Here is a 15,246-nt window from a genome sequence, read left to right as displayed (position 1 = left end):
AATCCCCGGGCCTGTGCGCCCCTGGCCGAAGCAGGTGCATTGTTTGAGCGTCCGACCGAGCTCCGACGTATCCCTTTCCGCTTTCCCGGACTCAAGGAGCCCGTTCACCGATGCAGGACATCACCACCCCGAGGATCTCGGATGAGGCCCTCGCCCAGCGGCTGACCCACCCCCGCTATCCGCGCAGCAACCACTACGACGTCCGCTGGGTCGTCGAGAACCAGATGGGCCCGAACGCCCTGTGGCTGCTGGAGTGGCTGGCCCCCGCGCTCGGCCTGGACGGTCTGCGTCCCGGCGCCCGGGTCCTCGACCTCGGCTGCGGCCGCGCGATGACCTCGGTCTTCCTCGCACGGGAGTACGACGCCCAGGTCACCGCGGCCGATCTGTGGATCAGGCCCGACGAGAACGCCCAGCGCATCGCCGAGGCCGGATTCGCCGACCGCGTGCTGCCCGTGCACGCGGAGGCGCACGACCTGCCGTTCGCCGAGGCGAGCTTCGACGCGATCGTGAGCGTCGACGCGTATCAGTACTTCGGCACCAACGATCTCTATCTGCCCACCCTGACCCGGCTGTTGAAGCCCGGCGGGCGGATCGGGATCGTCGTCCCCGCGGTGCGGGAGGAACTGGACGGCACCGAGCCGCCCGAGCACCTCAAGGGGCACTGGGAGCCCGACTGGTGGTGCTTCCACTCCGCCGACTGGTGGCGCCGCCAGTGGACCCGCAGCGGCGCCGTCGCCGTGGAGACGGCGGACTGGCAGCCGGACGGCTGGCGGGACTGGCTGCTGTGGTGCGACGTGATCGCCGAGGAGAGCCCGGAGGAGTTCCATCGCACGATGGCCCGCCGGGTCGGCGAGGCGGTACGGGCGGACGAGGGCCGGGCACTGGGCTTCGTCCGCGTCGTGGGCCGCCGTCTGTGAGCTGACCTGAAGGAGCTGACATGAAGGAGGGGGCCTCATCCGTACGAGTTTTCGTACGGATGAGGCCCCCTTCTTCGTGCGCTCAGCCCTCGCTGACGCCCAGCTTCTCCAGGATCAGCTCCTTGACGCGGGCCGCGTCGGCCTGGCCGCGGGTCGCCTTCATGACCGCGCCGACCAGGGCGCCGGCGGCGGCGACCTTCCCGGAGCGGATCTTGTCGGCGATGCCCGGGTTGCCGGCGATGGCCTCGTCGACGGCGGTGCCGAGGGCACCCTCGTCGGAGACGACCTTCAGACCGCGCTTCTCGACGACCTCGTCCGGGGTGCCTTCGCCCGCGAGGACGCCTTCGATGACCTGACGGGCCAGCTTGTCGTTGAGGTCGCCCTTCGAGACGAGCTCGGAGACACGGGCGACCTGCACCGGAGTGATGGCCAGCTCGTCCAGGGACGTGCCCGACTCGTTGGCGCTGCGAGCGAGTTCACCCATCCACCACTTACGGGCGGAGGCAGCGTCGGCACCGGCGTCGATCGTGGCGACGATCGGGTCCAGCGCACCGGCGTTGAGGATCGCCTGCATGTCGGTGGCGGAGATGCCCCACTCGGCGAGCAGCCGGGTACGGCGGGCGAGCGGCAGCTCGGGAAGCGCCGCCCGGATCTCCTCGACCCACTCACGCGAGGGGGCCACGGGGACCAGGTCGGGCTCCGGGAAGTACCGGTAGTCCTCGGCCTCTTCCTTCACACGACCGGAGGTCGTGGACCCCGTGTCCTCGTGGAAGTGCCGGGTCTCCTGGATGATCGTCCCGCCGCTGCTCAGGACGGCCGCGTGCCGCTGGATCTCGAAGCGGGCCGCGCGCTCCACGGAACGCAGCGAGTTGACGTTCTTCGTCTCGGAACGCGTGCCGAACTTCTCGGTGCCGTTCGGGCGCAGCGACAGGTTCACGTCGCAGCGCATCTGCCCCATCTCCATGCGGGCTTCCGACACACCGAGCGCCTTGATGACCTCGCGCAGCTCACGGACGTACGCCTTGGCGACCTCGGGAGCGCGCTCGCCCGCGCCCTCGATCGGCTTGGTGACGATCTCGATGAGCGGGATGCCGGCGCGGTTGTAGTCGAGGAGGGAGTGCGAGGCGCCGTGGATACGGCCCGTCGCGCCGCCCACGTGGGTCGACTTGCCGGTGTCCTCCTCCATGTGGGCGCGCTCGATCTCCACACGGAAGGTCTCGCCGTCCTCCAGCTGTACGTCGAGGTAGCCGTTGAAGGCGATCGGCTCGTCGTACTGGGAGGTCTGGAAGTTCTTCGGCATGTCCGGATAGAAGTAGTTCTTCCGGGCGAAACGGCACCACTCGGCGATCTCGCAGTTCAGCGCGAGACCGATCTTGATCGCCGACTCGACTCCGGTCGCGTTGACGACCGGGAGCGCGCCGGGCAGGCCGAGGCAGACGGGGCAGGTCTGCGTGTTGGCGTCCTGACCGAGCTCGGTCGAACAGCCGCAGAACATCTTGGTCTTGGTGCCGAGTTCGACATGGACCTCAAGGCCCATGACGGGGTCGTACGACGCGAGTGCGTCCTCGTACGACACCAGGTCGGTCGTGGTGGTCACGGTGAAACTTCCCTCTCAGCCCAGCAGGACGTCGTCGTCGCCCAGCCGCTTCAGCTCGCGGTACAGGATGGCGAGGCCGGTGACGATCGCGACCGCGGAGACGGTGGCGTCGATCAGCCGGAGCGTGTCCTGCTCGGTGCGGGCCTTCTTGATCTGCTTGGCGACACCGAACGCGCCGAACGCGGTGGTGGCCATCGACAGGTACGTACCGGACTTGGACTTCTTGAAGTCCTTCGCCTTGGTCAGCTTGCTCACAGTGACGGTGCCTCCTCGAGAAGCGGGTGCCCCCACTTTTCCACGAAGGCGGCCTCGACGGCGGCGCCGACCTTGTAAAGACGGTCGTCCTTCAGCGCCGGGGCGATGATCTGCAGACCGACCGGGAGGTTGTCCTCGGGTGCCAGACCGCACGGGAGTGACATGGCCGCGTTGCCCGCGAGGTTGGTCGGGATGGTGCAGAGGTCCGCCAGGTACATCGCCATCGGGTCGTCGGCGCGCTCGCCGATCGGGAAGGCGGTGGTGGGCGTGGTCGGCGACACGATGACGTCGACCTGCTCGAACGCCTTCTCGAAGTCGCGCGTGATGAGCGTACGGACCTTCTGGGCGCTGCCGTAGTACGCGTCGTAGTAGCCGGAGCTGAGCGCGTACGTGCCGAGCATGATGCGGCGCTTCACCTCGGGGCCGAAGCCCGCCTCACGGGTGAGGGAGGTGACCTCTTCGGCCGAGTGGGTGCCGTCGTCGCCGGTACGCAGGCCGTAGCGCAGGCCGTCGAAGCGGGCGAGGTTGGAGGAGCACTCGGAGGGCGCGATCAGGTAGTACGCCGACAGGGCGAGGTCGAAGGACGGGCAGTCCAGCTCGACGATCTCGGCGCCGAGGTCCTTCAGCAGCGCGACGGACTCGTCGAACCGCTGGATGACACCGGCCTGGTAGCCCTCGCCGCGGAACTGCTTCACGACGCCGACGCGCATCCCGGCGACGCTGCCGTTGCGGGCGGCCTCGACGACCGGCGGGACGGGCGCGTCGATGGACGTGGAGTCCAGCGGGTCGTGCCCGGCGATGACCTCGTGCAGGAGCGCCGCGTCCAGGACCGTACGGGCGCAGGGGCCGCCCTGGTCGAGGGAGGACGAGAACGCCACCATGCCGTAGCGGGAGACCGCGCCGTACGTCGGCTTGACGCCGACCGTGCCGGTGACGGCGGCCGGCTGGCGGATCGAACCGCCGGTGTCGGTGCCGATGGCGAGGGGCGCCATGTGCGCGGCGAGCGCGGCGGAGGAACCGCCGCCGGAGCCGCCGGGGATGCGGGTGAGGTCCCACGGGTTGCCGGTGGGGCCGTAAGCGCTGTTCTCCGTCGACGACCCCATGGCGAACTCGTCCATGTTGGTCTTGCCGAGGATGACGACGTCGGCGGCCTTGAGGCGCTTGGTGAGGGTCGCGTCGTACGGCGGGATCCAGCCTTCGAGGATCTTCGAGCCGACGGTCGTCGGGATGCCCTCGGTGGTGAAGATGTCCTTCAGCGCGAGCGGCACACCGGCCAGCGGGCCGAGCTTCTCGCCGCGCTCCCGCTTCTCGTCGACGGCACGGGCCTGGGCCAGCGCGCCCTCGCGGTCGACGTGCAGGAAGGCGTGCACCTTCTCGTCGACGGCCTCGATACGGGCCAGGTGGGCCTCGGTGACCTCGACCGCGGTGAGCTCGCCGGAGGCGATCTTCGCGGCGGTCTCGGCGGCGGTGAGCTTGATGATGTCCGTCATGGCGATTAGTCCTCCCCCAGGATCTGCGGCACCTTGAAACGCTGCTGCTCCTGGGCCGGGGCGCCGGAGAGCGCCTGCTCGGGGGTGAGCGACGGACGGACCTCGTCCGCCCGCATGACGTTCGTCAGCGGGAGCGGGTGCGAGGTCGGCGGTACGTCTTGGTCGGCGACCTCACTGACGCGTGCGACCGCGCCGATGATGTCGTCCAGCTGTCCCGCGAAGTGCTCGAGCTCTTCGGGCTTCAGCTCCAGACGCGCCAGCCGGGCGAGGTGGGCGACCTCCTCGCGCGTGATGCCAGGCATGCAGCGATCCTCTGGGGTGAGTGTGTGTGGTTTGGGGCCAATCCTATGGGGCGGGGGCCGGTGACGGTGACGCGGTTTCCTCGCCCCCGCCGCCCCTACCCGTCCCATCCTTCTGGGGCTCCGCCCCAGACCCCGCTCCTCAAACGCCGGAGGGGCTGGGTTTTTCAGCCCGTCCGGCGTTTGAGGACGAGGCCCGTTCAGGGCCGAAGCGGGGGTCTGGGGGCGGCAGCCCCCAGTGATGGGACGGGTAGGGGCGGCGGGGCGAGGAAAAGCCCTACTCGTCGGCCGCAGCTGCCGGCAGCGCCGCCCGCGGCCGCTGCCAGCCCCGTGAACCCCGCGCCCGCAGCCACGCCGTCGTCTCCTCGGCCGGCATCGCCGCCGCGACCAGCCAGCCCTGCACCGCGTCGCAGCCCAGGTCGCGAAGCCGCTCCCAGGTCTCGTCGTCCTCCACGCCCTCGGCGACCACCAGGAGGCCGAGCGAATGGGCCAGATCGACCGTGCAGCGCACGATCTCGGCGTCCTCGGCGTCCACCGCAAGGCGCGCCACGAACGAGCGGTCGATCTTCAGTTCGCTGACGGGAAGGCTGCGGAGGTGGACGAGGGAGGAGTAGCCGGTGCCGAAGTCGTCGAGGGACATCTTCACGCCGTGCCCCGTCAGACCGGCGAGGGTGTCGGCGGCGCGCTGCGGGTCCTCCAGGAGCACGTGTTCCGTTATCTCCAGCTGGAGCGAGCCCGCGGGGACGCCGTGGCGGGCCAGCCGGGCGGCCACCGAGCCCGCGAAACCCGGGGTGTGGACGTCACGGGGGGAGACATTGACCGCGACCGGGACGTGCAGGCCCTGAGCGCGCCACACGGCGACCTGGCCGAGCGCGGTGTCGAGGACGTACTCCGTGAGGTGCGGCATCAGCCCGGAGGACTCGGCGATGGCGATGAACTCGTCCGGCGGCACCTTCCCGCGCTCGGGATGCACCCAGCGGACCAGGGCCTCGAGGCCCGCCACCTGTCCGTCGAAGCGGACCTTGGGCTGGTAGTGCAGCTCGACCTCGTGCGCGTCGAGCGCGCGCCGCAGGTCGCCCAGCAGGCCGAGGCGGTCCGGAGTGTTGGAGTCCCGCTTGGACTCGTACACCTCCACGCCCGTACGGTCCCGCTTCGCCTGGTACATCGCCACGTCCGCCCGCCGCAGCAGCCCCTCCGCGTCGAGCGCGTGGTCGGGGAAGACGGCGACTCCGGCGCTGGCCTCCAGGACCAGGGTGAGGCCGTCGAGGTCGAGGGGGGAGCTCAGGGCCGCGACGAGGTTGCGGGCGACGCGGGTCGCGGACGTCGTGGAGTCGGCGACGGGCAGTAAGACGGCGAACTCGTCCCCGCCGAGCCGTGCGGCCTCCGCCCCGCGCGGCAGGGCCCGCTGCAGCCGGTCGGCTATCTGCAGGAGCAGCCGGTCACCGGCCAGGTGGCCCAGGGTGTCGTTGACCGACCGGAAGCGGTCGAGGTCGATGAGCATCAGGGCGGACCGGGCGCCGATGCGCTCGGCGTCGTCCAGGGCGGTCCAGATGCGTTCGAGGAGCCACTGGCGGTTGGGCAGCCCGGTCAGCGGATCGCGCAGCTGCTCCTCCGCCCGGGCCCGGGCTATCCACAGGGTGGAGTCGAGGGCGATGAGCGGGATGGCGAACAGTGGCAGCAGCACCGGCTTGGCGACCGCGACGACGCAGACCAGCGGGGCGATGCCGAGCAGCGCGACCGCGACCAGGCCCTGTCTCAGGAGGGCGGTGCGGGCGACCGTGGGCAGGCCGCCGGTGCGCGGGGCGTGCAGATACCACAGGAGCGTGCGGGTGACCACGAGGTAGGCGGCGGCCACGAGGAGTACCTGGGGGGCGGTGTAGACGGTCCAGGTGTCCGGGTTCCAGGGGGTCTCGACGGACGGGACGCGGCCGAACACGGCGAGCACCAGGGCGCCGGCGCCGATGCCGAGGATGTCCACCGCGCCGTGCAGCACCCCCTGTCGCCAGCGGTTCCGCCTGGCTATCCCGACCAGCACGACGACGGTGAGGCTGACCATGCCGGCCGGCACCCAGCCGTACAGCATCAGCACGGCGAGGGTGAGGGCGGCGCCGGAGCCGGTGCCGCCCCACCAGCGGGCGCGGCCGAGCGCGACCAGATGGCCGACGATGACGCCGGTCAGCACGGCGAGCGACCAGCCGACGGTGCCGGACGGGAAGAGCGCGTGGCTGCCGGTGAAGGCCCGGTAGAAGCCGGCGCCGAGCACGAACCCGGCGGCCGCGACGACCGCCGTGGGCAGCGCGGGCCAGGACAGATGACGTTCGGGCCCGGCTCCCGGCAGCCCGGAAGTGTGCTGGGCGGCGAGTTGTACGGCGGTAGGGTCGTCCACCGCGGTGTAGAGTCCGCCGACGCGCCCCGCCTCGCCCGGACGGTTCGCGGACGACCGCGTCGTCCACCGGCTCCCCCGAAGGGCGCCCGTCATCCGGCGCAGCCGTGAGTCAGGGGCGGCGCTCTCGGTCGGTTCCATTCCCGTCCCTCTCACAGCCGGCGGTGCCCACGCCACGCGGCCCGTTGCCCGACAAACCCTCTACGGCGCCGCGTTGGAAAGCCCTTCCCCCTGCTCTCGAGGAGCAAGGGGATGCCCCAACCGCAGCTGGGCACGGCAGGCGCACATCTCAACAGTAGGCCGCAGAAGGCTTCCACGGGCAGCGGTCGTCGACGGTTGCCCGAATGCGCCCCGGCCACCCGTATGCATCTGGTATGCGCCGATCGGGTGGCCTTCAACCGCTACTCCGTCCTGCTCCTTGCCTACTCCTCGGTGGGAAGTGCGACTTCGGCGGCTGCCTCCGGGCCCTGTTCCAGCAGGACGTCGAAGCCGTCCTCGTTCAGAACCGGCACCTTCAGCTGCATCGCCTTGTCGTACTTCGAACCAGGATTGTCGCCTACAACGACGAAAGACGTCTTCTTCGAAACAGAACCGGTCACTTTCGCGCCCAGAGTTTGCAAAGCCTCCTTGGCTCCGTCGCGGGTGAACCGCTCCAGCGTGCCGGTGACCACGACGGTCAGGCCTTCGAGGGGGCGGGGGCCCTCGTCCTCGCCGGAGCCCTCCTCCTCCATACGGACGCCCGCGGCCCGCCACTTGCGGAGGATCTCCTGGTGCCACTCCTCGGCGAACCACTCCTTGAGCGACTTCGCGATGATCCCGCCGACCCCGTCGGTGCCCGCCAGCTCCTCTTCCGTCGCCTGCTCGATGCGCTCGATCGAGCGGAACTCACGAGCCAGCGCCTCGGCCGCGACCGGCCCGACATGCCGGATCGACAGCCCGGTGAGGACGCGGGCGAGCGGCCGCTCCTTGGCCGCCGCGATGTTCTCCAGCATCGCGACCGCGTTCTTCTTCGGCTCGCCCTGCTGGTTGGCGAAGACCGTGGCGATCTTCTCCTCGCCGGTCTTCGGGTCGCGCTTGGGCAGACCGCTGTCCTGGTCGAGGACGTACGCCTTGATGGGCAGCAGCTGCTCGATGGTGAGGTCGAAGAGGTCGCCCTCGTCGGTCAGCGGTGGATCGGCGGGCTCCAGCGGCTTGGTGAGCGCGGCCGCGGCGACGTACCCGAAGTGCTCGATGTCGAGCGACTTGCGGCCCGCGAGGTAGAACAGGCGCTCGCGCAACTGGGCCGGGCAGCTCTGGGCGTTGGGGCAGCGCAGGTCGACGTCGCCCTCCTTCATGGGCCGCAGGGCCGTGCCGCACTCGGGGCACTCGGCCGGCATCACGAACTCGCGCTCGCTGCCGTCGCGCAGGTCGACGACCGGTCCGAGGATCTCGGGGATCACGTCACCGGCCTTGCGCAGCACCACAGTGTCGCCGATGAGGACGCCCTTGGCCTTGACGACGTCCTGGTTGTGCAGGGTCGCGAACTCGACCTCGGAGCCGGCGACGGTGACCGGTTCGACCTGGGCGTAGGGCGTGACGCGGCCCGTGCGGCCCACGCCCACGCGGATGTTGATGAGCTTGGTGTTGACCTCTTCGGGCGCGTATTTGTATGCGATCGCCCAGCGCGGGGCGCGGGAGGTGGAGCCGAGGCGGCCCTGGAGGGGGATCTCGTCGAGCTTGACGACCGCGCCGTCGATCTCGTGCTCCACCGAGTGCCGGTTCTCGCCGAAGTACGCGATGAACTCCCGTACGCCGTCGAGCCCGTCGACCACCTTGTTGTGCTTGGCGGTGGGCAGGCCCCACTCCTTGAGGAGGTCGTAGGCCTGGGAGAGACGGGTCAGGCCGTCGAAGCCCTCCAGGGCGCCGATGCCGTGGACGACCATGTGGAGGGGGCGGGTGGCGGTGACGCGCGGGTCCTTCTGGCGCAGCGAACCGGCCGCCGCGTTGCGCGGGTTGGCGAAGGGCTTGTCGCCGGCCTCGACCAGGCGGGCGTTGAGCTCCTCGAACTTCTCCATCGGGAAGTAGACCTCGCCGCGGATCTCCACGAGGTCGGGGACCCTGTCACCGGTGAGCCGGTCCGGGATCTCGGCGATGGTGCGGACGTTGGGCGTGATGTCCTCGCCGGTGCGGCCGTCGCCGCGGGTCGCCGCGCGGACGAGGCGGCCGTGCTCGTAGGTGAGGTTGACGGCGAGGCCGTCGACCTTCAGCTCGCACAGGAGGTGGTAGTCGGAGGTGCCGACGTCCTTGGCGACGCGCTCGGCCCAGGCCGCCAACTCCTCGTCACTGAAGGCGTTGTCCAGGGAGAGCATGCGGGAGCGGTGCTCGACCGAGGTGAACTCCGTCTCGTACGCCCCCGCGACCTTCTGGGTCGGCGAGTCCGGCGTCCGCAGCTCGCTGTACTCCTCCTCCAGCGCCTCGAGAGACCGCAGGAGCTTGTCGAACTCCGCGTCGCTGATGACCGGAGCGTCCTTCACGTAGTACCGGAAGCGGTGCTCCTCGATCTGCTCAGCGAGCTTCGCGTGCTTCTCCCGTGCCTCGGCGGGCACCGTCGTCTCCGCTTGCTTGTCGCCGGCCACCGTGTTGTCCTCCCGTTACTCTGGGTTGTCCGCGAGGGATCTCGCCGCCTGGACGCAGTGGGCGAGAGCCCTGCGCGCGTAACTCGGGGAGGCCCCCGCGAGTCCGCACGCCGGGGTGACCGTGACCGCCTCCGCGAGAAGCCCCGGATGCAGCCCCAGCCTGCGCCACAACGTCCTGACACCCATGACGCTACCGGCAGGGTCTGACAATGCCGTGTCCGTGCCCGGTACGACACCGGCGAAGAGCCGGGTGCCGCTCTCCACCGCCTCGCCGATCGCGTCGTCGTCACGCTCGGTGAGAAGACCGAAGTCGAAGGAGATCGCCGCCGCACCCGCCCGGCGCAGGAGGGCGAACGGGACGTCCGGTGCGCACGAGTGGACCACGACGGGGCCGTCCGCGTGAACCCCGATGACGTCGCGGAGGGCGGCCTCGACGATCTGGCGGTCCACGGCCCTGTGGGTGCGGTAGCCGCTGGCGGTCTTGACCTGCCCCCGGAGCACGGTGATCAGGGAGGGCTCGTCGAGCTGGAGGACGAGCTGGGCGCCGGGGACGCGGCGGCGCAGCTCCGCGAGGTGCTCGCGCAGGCCCTCGGCGAGGGAGGCGGCGAGGTCGCGGCAGGCGCCCGGGTCGCCGAGGGCCGCCTCGCCGTTCTTGAGCTCCAGCGCGGCGGCGAGGGTCCAGGGACCCACGGCCTGCACCTTCAGCTGTCCCTCGTAGCCCTGGGTGAACTCCTCCAGCGCGTCGAGGTCTTCGCCGAGCCATGACCTCGCGCGCTTGGTGTCCCGGCCCGGGCGGTCCCCGATCCGCCATCCGCTGGGCTCCACGCGCGCGAACACCTCGACGAGCATTCCGGCGGTCCGGCCGATCATGTCCGCGCCGGGGCCGCGGGCGGGGAGTTCGGGCAGGAAGGGGAAGTCTTCGAAGGACCCGGTGGCGGTCCTGGCGGCCTCTCGGGCGTCGCCGCCGGGGAGGGAGCCGATGCCGGTGGCGGGGGCGAAGGTGAAGTCTGCGGTCACGTGTGAAGCCTACGTAGGTGGTGGGGCGCGGTGCGCCGGCCCCGGCCTGGACCGTTTTTCGCCCCCGCCGCCCCTTCCCGTTCCCGTCCCAGGGGGCGCTGCCCCCTGGACCCCCGCTCCTCAAACGCCGGAGGGGCTGTTTTCAGCCCGTCTGGGGGTGCCCCCTCTGGGGGAGTTTGAGGACGAGGCCCCTTCAGGGCCGAAGCGGGGGTCTGGGGGCGGCAGCCCCCAGGTACGGGACGGGTAGGGGCGGCGGGGGCGAAGAAAAGTCCCCGCTACCGCCCCGGGCGGACCGTCAGGTCGTTGATCTCCGCGTCCCGAGGGAGATCGAGCGCCGTCAGGATCGCCGTCGCCACCGACTCCGGGTCGATCCACCGCGACGCGTCGTACTCCTTGCCCTCCTGCTGATGGACCTTCGCCTGCATGGGACTGGCCGTACGCCCGGGATACACCGAGGTGACCCGCACCCCGTTGCCGTGCTCCTCGTGCCGCAGCGAGTCCGCCAGGGCCTTCAGACCGTGCTTGGACGCCGCGTACGCGGACCACTCGGCGTGCGCGTTCAGACCGGCGCCCGAGTTCACGAACACCACATGGCCCTGCGCGACCCGGAGTTGGGGCAGGAAGTGCCGGGTCAGCTCCGCCGGGGAGACGAGGTTGACGTTCAGCTGGTGGCGCCAGGACTTGGGGGTGAGGTCGCCGACGCGGCCGAGGTCGACCACGCCCGCGATGTGGAGCAGCGAGTCGACCCGGTCGGGCAGCGACTGGTGGGAGAAGGCCCAGGACAGCTTGTCCGGATCCGCCAGATCCCCCACGAGCGTCTTCGCGCCGGGGAACTCCGCCGCCAGATCCTTCGCACGGGCCGCGTCGCGCGCGTGGAGCACGAGTTCGTCCCCGCGCGCGTGGAGGCGGCGGGCGACGGCCGCGCCGATGCCGGAGCCGGCCCCGGTGATCACATGAGTAGCCATGGACGTCATCGTCGCATCAGGCGCCGCTCACTCGATGCCCTGCCCGCGGCGTCAGCCGCTGATGTACACGTCCTCCAGGTACGCCAGCGCCCCCACCGGCTCCTCCGCGAAGAACACCAGGTCGGTGAGGGGGACGGGCAGGAATCCCTCGTCCTCCATCCGCCGGAACTGCTGCTTCAGACCGTCGTAGAAGCCCGCCGTGTTCAACAGCACCACCGGCTTGTCCGTGTGCCCGTGCTTCTTCAGCTCCAGGATCTCCGTCGCCTCGTCGAGCGTGCCGGTACCGCCCACCATGACCACCACGGCGTCGGCCTTCTCCAGGAGCAGCTTCTTGCGTTCGGCGAGGTCCTTCGCGATCACCATCTCGTCGACGCCGGGACGGACCTTGGCGGCGAGGAACTCCACGGAGACGCCCACGAGCCGGCCGCCCGCCTCGTGCACACCGTCCGCCACGACCTTCATCAGGCCGACGTCCGAGCCGCCCCACACCAGCGTGTGACCGCCCTTGCCGAGCAGTTCCGCGAACTCCCGCGCGGGGCGCGTGTAGCGGTCGTCGAGGTCGGCGGCGGAGAGGAAGACGCAGATATTCATGGGGCTCACCGTACGCGGGAAGAACTCGGGGCCCGCGAGCGCTCTTCCGGTATGGCAGACGGACACACGATCACCATCGAGCAAGGCGACCAGCACGTGCGCGTGGTGCACGGCGACCAGGTCCTGGCGGAGAGCGCCCGACCGCTGATCCTCAGGGAGACGGGATCTCCCGTCCGGTACTACCTCCCCGCCGAGGACGTACGCCTCGACCTCCTGACCCCGTCCGACACCCACACCTACTGCCCGTTCAAGGGAACCGCGTCCTACTGGTCGCTCCCTGACGCGGCCGATCTGGTGTGGTCCTATCCCGAGCCCAAGCCCGACGTCGCGCAGATCAAGGACCACCTCTGCTTCTACGAGGTGGAGGTCTCCGATTAGTTCCACGGCCCGTGGGAGTCTCCACAGGCATGGACAAGAAGACCCTTTCCCGGGACGGCACCCCCATCGCCTACGAGAGCACCGGCCAGGGCCCCGCCGTCATTCTCGTGAGCGGTGCACTGTCGGCGGGCGGCTCGGTGGCCCCGCTGGCCGTGCCCCTGTCGGACCGGTTCAAGGTCCTCGTGTACGACCGCCGGGGCCGTGGGGAGAGCGGCGACACGGCTCCCTACGCGGTGGAGCGCGAGGTCGAGGACCTCGCCGCGCTGATCGGGGCGGCGGGCGGTGAGGCGTGCCTGTACGGCATCTCGTCGGGCGGCGCGCTGGTCCTCGAAGCGGCGGCGAGCGGGCTACCGGTCCGCAAAGTCGCCGTCTACGAGACGCCGTTCGCCGACTTCTCCGAGGGCGGTGCGAAGGAGCGCGCCGTGTACACCGAGAACCTGACCGCGGCGCTCGCGGAGGGCCGGCGCGGGGACGCGGTCGAGCTGTTCATGCGGCTCGTCGGCATGCCCGAGGAGATGATCCAGGGCGCCCGCCGGTCCCCCATGTGGCCCGGCATGGAGGCGATCGCACCGACGCTGGCGTACGACGACACCGTCCTCGGCGACGGTCTCCTCCCCCGGGGCCGGCTGGCGTCGGTCACCGTGCCCGTGCTGGCCGTCGCGGGCGGTGGAAGCCCCGGGTGGCTCCAGGAGGCCACCCGCGCGGTCGCAGAAGCGGCGCCGAAAGGGTCGTACCGGAGTCTGGCGGGTCAGACCCACATGGTGGATCCGGGCGCCCTGGCCCCGTTGCTCGCCGAGTACTTCGCCCTCTAGGGCGGCGCTCGACGGGCGCCTGACAGGACGCCCGGAGCCTGAGGCGCCGTCAGGCGGTCGCGGCCGCCGTCGCGCGCGTGGTCGTCGCGATCGTCGCCGAACCGACCACGCGCGTGCCGTCGTACAGCACGATCGCCTGGCCGGGGGCCACGCCGCGGACGGGCTCCGTGAAGGACACTCGCAGCTCGCCGTCGACCAGTTCCGCGGTCACCTCGGTCTCGCCGCCGTGGGCGCGGAGCTGGGCGGTGTAGGTGCCGGGTCCGGTCGGGGCGGCGCCGCACCAGCGGGGCTTGATCGCAGTCAACCCGGTCACGTCCAGGGACGCGGCCGGGCCTACCGTCACCGTGTTGTTCACCGGGGAGATGTCCAGGACGTAGCGCGGCTTGCCGTCGGCGGCCGGGGTGCCGATCCGCAGGCCCTTGCGCTGGCCGATGGTGAAGCCGTACGCGCCCTCGTGGGTGCCGATCTTCGTGCCGGACTCGTCGACGATGTCGCCCTCGGCCTTGCCGAGGCGGTTCGCGAGGAAGCCCTGGGTGTCGCCGTCGGCGATGAAGCAGATGTCGTGGGAGTCGGGCTTCTTGGCCACCGCAAGGCCCCGGCGCTCCGCCTCGGCGCGGATCTCGTCCTTGGTCGTCACCGTGTCGCCGAGCGGGAACAGGGCGTGCGCGAGTTGCTTGTCGTCCAGGACACCGAGGACGTACGACTGGTCCTTCGCCATGTCGGAGGCGCGGTGCAGTTCACGGGTGCCGTCCTCGCGGACGATCACCTGGGCGTAGTGGCCGGTGCAGACCGCGTCGAAGCCCAGGGCGAGCGCCTTGTCGAGCAGGGCGGCGAACTTGATCTTCTCGTTGCAGCGCAGGCACGGGTTGGGGGTGCGGCCGGCCTCGTACTCGGCGACGAAGTCCTCGACGACGTCCTCGCGGAAGCGGTCGGCCAGGTCCCAGACGTAGAACGGGATGCCGATGACGTCCGCCGCGCGACGGGCGTCGCGGGAGTCCTCGATGGTGCAGCAGCCACGCGCGCCCGTGCGGAACGATTGCGGGTTCGCCGAGAGGGCGAGGTGGACGCCGGTCACGTCATGGCCGGCTTCCGCGGCGCGGGCGGCGGCGACGGCGGAGTCCACGCCGCCGGACATGGCGGCGAGGACACGGAGGGGGCGCTGCGTGGAGTGAGTCATAACTCCTCCAGGGTACGGGGGCGCGGGAACCGGAGGCGCCGAGTATCCGTTCACGATCACATGGGGGCGAGAAAAGCATCCGAGGACGGCGACCGGCGCATCGGCCGGCGGGCGCTCATCGTGGGCGGGGCGGCGGCCGCGGTGGGCACCGGCGTGCTGGCGCGGGACGAGCTGGCGCGCCTGTGGTGGCGTACGCCCGGCGTGGAGAAGCCGCGCAAGGAGGGCGAGGTCGACTATGCGAGCGCGCGCTGGGTGGCGGCCTCCGAGGCGAACTGGCGGCGCGCGGACCGGCCCGACGACTACGGCATAGACATGGTGATCATCCATGTCACCCAGGGCAGCTTCGACAGCGCGGTGAAGGCCTTCCAGGACCCGGGTCACCAGGCGGCCGCGCACTACATCGTCGGGCAGAACGGCCGGGTCGCCCAGATGATCCGCGAGCTCGACGTGGCGTACCACGCGGGAAACCGCGACTACAACGAGCGCAGCGTCGGCATCGAGCACGAGGGCTTCGTGGACCGGCCCGAGGACTTCACCGACGCGATGTACGAGGCCTCGGCGCGCCTCACGGCCCGGATCTGCGCGCGCTACGACATACCCGTGGACCGCGAGCACATCATCGGGCACGTGGAGGTGCCGGGGACGGACCACACCGACCCCGGGAGGCACTGGAACTGGGACCGGTACATGAAGCTCGTACGGCAGGCGCGGACGGCATCGACCTGACCGTCACGGCACCGCCGCGGTCGG

14 protein-coding genes are annotated in these 15,246 nt (G+C 70.8%); 4 read left to right on the top strand and 10 right to left on the bottom strand.

Features of this window, described 5'->3' with window-relative positions:
* Positions 1 to 110 precede the first annotated feature (110 nt).
* Positions 111 to 917, top strand: coding sequence for a methyltransferase domain-containing protein (locus PH203_RS24605; protein WP_289922659.1), 807 nt, complete (start codon positions 111 to 113; stop codon positions 915 to 917).
* Between the two features lie 82 nt (positions 918 to 999).
* Here PH203_RS24605 and gatB read toward each other — a convergent pair whose 3' ends face one another.
* The 9 genes from gatB to PH203_RS24560 all read right to left on the bottom strand — a co-directional run bounded on the left by gatB (position 1,000) and on the right by PH203_RS24560 (position 12,129).
* Positions 1,000 to 2,514, bottom strand: coding sequence for an Asp-tRNA(Asn)/Glu-tRNA(Gln) amidotransferase subunit GatB (gene gatB / locus PH203_RS24600; RefSeq protein ID WP_289922658.1), 1,515 nt, complete (start codon positions 2,512 to 2,514; stop codon positions 1,000 to 1,002).
* Between the two features lie 15 nt (positions 2,515 to 2,529).
* Complete coding sequence (locus PH203_RS24595; RefSeq protein WP_097269292.1) at positions 2,530 to 2,769, bottom strand: hypothetical protein; 240 nt, start codon at positions 2,767 to 2,769, stop codon at positions 2,530 to 2,532.
* A complete protein-coding gene (gatA, locus tag PH203_RS24590) occupies positions 2,766 to 4,259 on the bottom strand; it encodes an Asp-tRNA(Asn)/Glu-tRNA(Gln) amidotransferase subunit GatA (RefSeq protein ID WP_289922657.1) in 1,494 nt (497 codons plus the stop codon). Before gatA ends, PH203_RS24595 begins: the two co-directional genes overlap by 4 nt.
* Before the next feature lie 5 nt (positions 4,260 to 4,264).
* A complete protein-coding gene (gene gatC / locus PH203_RS24585; protein ID WP_007384860.1) occupies positions 4,265 to 4,561 on the bottom strand; it encodes an Asp-tRNA(Asn)/Glu-tRNA(Gln) amidotransferase subunit GatC in 297 nt (98 codons plus the stop codon).
* A 274-nt stretch (positions 4,562 to 4,835) separates the two neighbouring features.
* Positions 4,836 to 7,082, bottom strand: a complete 2,247-nt coding sequence (locus PH203_RS24580; RefSeq protein WP_289922656.1) for a bifunctional diguanylate cyclase/phosphodiesterase — start codon at positions 7,080 to 7,082, stop codon at positions 4,836 to 4,838.
* A 281-nt stretch (positions 7,083 to 7,363) separates the two neighbouring features.
* Positions 7,364 to 9,556: an NAD-dependent DNA ligase LigA gene (ligA, locus tag PH203_RS24575; RefSeq protein WP_289922655.1), complete on the bottom strand. Its 2,193-nt coding sequence runs from the start codon at positions 9,554 to 9,556 to the stop codon at positions 7,364 to 7,366.
* Between the two features lie 15 nt (positions 9,557 to 9,571).
* On the bottom strand, positions 9,572 to 10,573 hold the full coding sequence (locus PH203_RS24570) for a methionine synthase (protein WP_289922654.1): 1,002 nt from the start codon (positions 10,571 to 10,573) through the stop codon (positions 9,572 to 9,574).
* Between the two features lie 275 nt (positions 10,574 to 10,848).
* The gene (locus tag PH203_RS24565) at positions 10,849 to 11,547 is read right to left on the bottom strand and encodes an SDR family oxidoreductase (RefSeq protein WP_289922653.1); all 699 of its coding nucleotides are present in this window, start codon (positions 11,545 to 11,547) and stop codon (positions 10,849 to 10,851) included.
* A gap of 42 nt (positions 11,548 to 11,589) precedes the next feature.
* Positions 11,590 to 12,129: a TIGR00730 family Rossman fold protein gene (locus PH203_RS24560; RefSeq protein ID WP_289922652.1), complete on the bottom strand. Its 540-nt coding sequence runs from the start codon at positions 12,127 to 12,129 to the stop codon at positions 11,590 to 11,592.
* A 51-nt stretch (positions 12,130 to 12,180) separates the two neighbouring features.
* Here PH203_RS24560 and PH203_RS24555 point away from each other — a divergent pair, with 51 nt between their 5' ends.
* Entirely contained in the window at positions 12,181 to 12,507 is a 327-nt protein-coding gene (locus PH203_RS24555; protein ID WP_289922651.1) for a DUF427 domain-containing protein, read from the top strand.
* Between the two features lie 29 nt (positions 12,508 to 12,536).
* Complete coding sequence (locus tag PH203_RS24550; protein ID WP_289922650.1) at positions 12,537 to 13,319, top strand: alpha/beta hydrolase; 783 nt, start codon at positions 12,537 to 12,539, stop codon at positions 13,317 to 13,319.
* Between the two features lie 49 nt (positions 13,320 to 13,368).
* Here PH203_RS24550 and mnmA read toward each other — a convergent pair whose 3' ends face one another.
* A complete protein-coding gene (mnmA, locus tag PH203_RS24545) occupies positions 13,369 to 14,496 on the bottom strand; it encodes a tRNA 2-thiouridine(34) synthase MnmA (protein ID WP_289922649.1) in 1,128 nt (375 codons plus the stop codon).
* Between the two features lie 60 nt (positions 14,497 to 14,556).
* Here mnmA and PH203_RS24540 point away from each other — a divergent pair, with 60 nt between their 5' ends.
* Positions 14,557 to 15,222 (top strand): N-acetylmuramoyl-L-alanine amidase, encoded by a 666-nt coding sequence (locus tag PH203_RS24540; protein WP_289922648.1) that lies wholly within the window; start codon positions 14,557 to 14,559, stop codon positions 15,220 to 15,222.
* Positions 15,223 to 15,246 lie beyond the last annotated feature (24 nt).

Source organism: Streptomyces sp. S.PB5 (assembly GCF_030403745.1).
In the GTDB taxonomy this organism is placed as follows: domain Bacteria; phylum Actinomycetota; class Actinomycetes; order Streptomycetales; family Streptomycetaceae; genus Streptomyces.
This window is presented reverse-complemented; position numbering and strand designations above follow the sequence as displayed.